Here is a 3,694-nt window from a genome sequence, read left to right on the forward strand (position 1 = left end):
CCACCACGCGGTCGCGCATGTTGTTGAGCATGAGGGTCTGCTGCGTCTCGGCCAGGCCCAGCTCCCACGGCGTGCCGGCGTGCTTCAGCGAGTTCATGGGGCTCGCGCCGGTGCCGCCGTCGTGTCCGGAGATCAGGATCACGTCGGCGAGGGCCTTCGCCGTGCCTGCGGCGACCGCGCCGATGCCCGACTGACTCACCAGCTTGACGTGCACCCGGGCCGCCGGATTGGCGCGCTTGAGGTCGAAGATCAGCTGCTTGAGGTCTTCGATGGAGTAGATGTCGTGGTGCGGCGGCGGCGAGATGAGGCCGACGCCGGGGGTGCCGCCGCGGGTGCGGGCGACCCAGGGGTACACCTTCGCCGGGGGCAGCTGCCCGCCCTCGCCGGGCTTCGCGCCCTGGGCGAGCTTGATCTGGATGTCGTCGGCGTGCGTGAGGTACATGCTCGTCACGCCGAACCGGCCGGATGCCACCTGCTTGACGGCGCTGCGCCGCTCGGGGTCGAGCAGCCGCTCGACGTCTTCGCCGCCCTCGCCGGTGTTGGACTTCCCTCCCAGACGGTTCATCGCGATCGCCAGCGTCTCGTGCGCCTCTTTCGAGATCGAGCCGTAGCTCATCGCGCCGGTGGAGAAACGCTTGACGATCGCCGAGACCGGCTCGACCTCGTCGATCGGCACCGGTGGGCGTAGGCCGCTGCGGAGGGTGAACAGTCCGCGCAGGGTCTTGAGCTCGTGGGCCTGCTCGTCGACGAGCTTGGTGTACTCGCGGAAGATGTCGTAGCGGCGCGAGCGGGTGGAGTGCTGCAGCCGGAAGATCGTGTCGGGGTTGAACAGGTGCGGTGCGCCGTCGCGACGCCACTGGTACTCGCCGCCGGTCCACAGCCGCTCGTGCGCGCGGGCGGCGCCGTCTTCGGGGTACGCGAAGTCGTGCCGTGCCTGGTTCTCGGCGGCGATGTGATCGATGCCGATGCCGCCGAGCTTGCTCTCGGTGCCGGTGAAGTACGCGTCGATGAACTCCTGCGAGAGCCCGACCGCTTCGAACGCCTGCGCTCCCGCGTAGGACGACACGGTGGAGATGCCCATCTTGGACATGATCTTCAAGACGCCCTTGCCGAGCGCGTAGATGACGTTGGTGACGGCCTTCTCGGGCGTGATGCCGGTGATGAAGCCCGCGCGCACCAGATACTCGACGCTCTCCATCGCGAGGTACGGGTTCACCGCCGACGCACCGTAGCCGATGAGCGTGGCCACGTGATGCACCTCGCGCACGTCGCCGGCTTCGACGACGAGGCCCACCTTCATGCGGTTCTGCTTGCGGATCAGGTGGTGGTGGATCGCCGAGACCATGAGCAGCGACGGGATCGGGACGAGATCCTTGTTCGAGTCGCGGTCCGAGAGGATGAGGAACTCCGCACCCTCTTCGATGGCAAGGTCCGCTTCGGCGCACAGCTCGTCCAGCCGCGCCTTCATCGTGCCGGGGCCGGCGTCGAAGTGGTACAGCCCCCGGAGGGTGACGGAGCGTCTCCCGGGCATGGTGCGCCCGATGTTCTGGATCTTCGCCAGCTCGTCGTTGTCGATGACCGGGAAGTCCAGGGTGATCTGCCGGGCGTGATCGGGGCCGTTCGACAGCAGGTTCCGCTCGGGGCCGAGGCCCGCCCGCAGGCTCGTGACGACCTCTTCGCGGATGGAGTCCAGCGGCGGGTTCGTGACCTGCGCGAACTGCTGGACGAAGTAGTCGAAAAGCAGGCGAGGGCGCTCGCTGAGCACGGCGATCGGGGTGTCGGATCCCATGGCGCCGATGGGCTCGGCGCCGTTCTGCCCCATCGGGGTCAGCAGGATCCGCACCTCCTCCTCGGTGTAGCCGAACGTGCGCTGACGGCGGGTGATCGAGGCGATCGGGTGCACGATGTGCTCGCGCTCGGGAAGCTCCGACAGCTGCAGCCGCTGGCGCAGCCACAGCTCCCACGGCTCCGCCGCAGCCAGCCGGGCCTTGATCTCGGCATCCTCGACGATGCGTCGCTCCGCCGTGTCGACGAGGAACATCCGTCCAGGGCTCAGCCGCCCGCGTCGCTTGATGCGCGAGGGCTCGAAGTCGAGCACGCCGGTCTCGCTCCCGATGACGATGAGGCCGTCGGTCGTCTCGGTCCAGCGTCCGGGGCGCAGGCCGTTGCGGTCGAGCGTCGCGCCGACCAGCGTGCCGTCGGTGAAGATCAGCGCGGCCGGTCCGTCCCAGGGCTCCATGAGCATGGAGTGATAGTCGTAGAACGCCCGCAGGTCGGGCGCGATGTCGGCCTGCTTCTCGTAGGCCTCGGGCACCATCATCATGATGGCGTGCGGCAGGCTGCGACCCGAGAGGGTGAGGAGCTCGAGCACCTCGTCGAACGAGGCCGAGTCGCTGGCGCCCTCGGTGCAGATCGGCAGCAGCGGGCGCATGTCGCCGAGCAACTCGGACTCCAGCTGGGACTGCCGGGCGCGCATCCAGTTGCGGTTGCCGCTGACGGTGTTGATCTCGCCGTTGTGGGCGAGCATGCGCAGCGGCTGCGCGAGCGGCCAGGACGGGAAGGTGTTGGTCGAGTAGCGCGAGTGCACCACCGCCAGCTCCGACGCGAAGCGCTCGTCTTGCAGGTCGGGGTAGAACGGCTCGAGCTGCAGTGTCGTGACCATGCCCTTGTAGCCGAGCGTGCGGCACGACAGGGAGACGAAATACGCGCCCAGCTCGTGCTGGGCGCGCTTGCGCAGCCGATAGGCGCGCCGGTCGAGGGCGATGTCCGACAACGCCGGCGCACCGCCGATGGCGGGGCGCGAGAGGAACAGCTGCTCGAACGCGGGACGGGCGTCATACGCCAGCTTGCCGAGGTTGTCGTCGGCGGTCGGGACCGCGCGCCAGCCGAGCACGGTCAGCCCTTCGCGCGCGGCGAGCTCCTCGATGCCGGTCTTGAGCGCCTCGCGGGCATCGCGCTCCCGCGGCAGGAACGCCATTCCGGCGGCGTACTCCCCCACCGGCGGCAGGTCGAAGTCGACGACCGCGCGCAGGAAGGCGTCGGGCATCTGGGTGAGGATGCCGGCGCCGTCGCCGGTGCCGGCATCGGACCCGATCGCGCCGCGGTGCTCGAGGTTGCGCAGCGCCGTCAGTGCCAGCTCGACGATGTCGTGCCCGGCGTGACCGCGCAGCGTGGCGACCATGGCCAGACCGCAGGCGTCCTTCTCGAACGCCGGGTTGTACATGCCCTGACGGGGCGGGAACGCCGAGGATGATCCGGCGTCGCGACGGGGGCTCGAAGGCATACCTGCCGTCCTCACTCTGAGTCTCAAGACGGGACGACGTCGGCCCTGAAAGCTATGTGCGGGGAACTGCGCTTGTGGCTGTCTCCTCGGGGACATCGGACGTGGGGGGTGCGCTCACGTCGACGAAGTCTTCGTTGTCCTGCGATTGTACAGCCCCATCGGGCGTCCACTGCCTGCCCGGCACGTATACCGAGGGCTCCATGCCGGTGTGGCGGCGCTTCTGGACGATGATGATGGCCAGCCCCACGACGATGCCGAGGATCGAGGCCCAGACGTTGGTGCGCAACCCGAACAGCACCTCGCTCGGGTCGATGCGGATCGACTCCCACACGATGCGCCCGGCGCTGTACCAGACGAGGTAGAGGCCGAACAGGCGTCCCCACTGCAGGCGCAGCTTGCGGCCGGCCCACA

General features: G+C 68.9%; 2 protein-coding genes. Both read right to left on the reverse strand.

Annotated features, from left to right (window positions below):
• Positions 1–3,283 (reverse strand): glutamate synthase large subunit (gene gltB / locus NQ160_RS20405; protein ID WP_257516928.1); only part of this gene is annotated, 3,283 nt, incomplete at its 3' end.
• A gap of 52 nt (positions 3,284–3,335) precedes the next feature.
• Positions 3,336–3,694 (reverse strand): prolipoprotein diacylglyceryl transferase family protein (locus NQ160_RS20410; protein WP_257516929.1); only part of this gene is annotated, 359 nt, incomplete at its 5' end.

This window comes from Microbacterium sp. zg.Y909 (assembly GCF_024626565.1).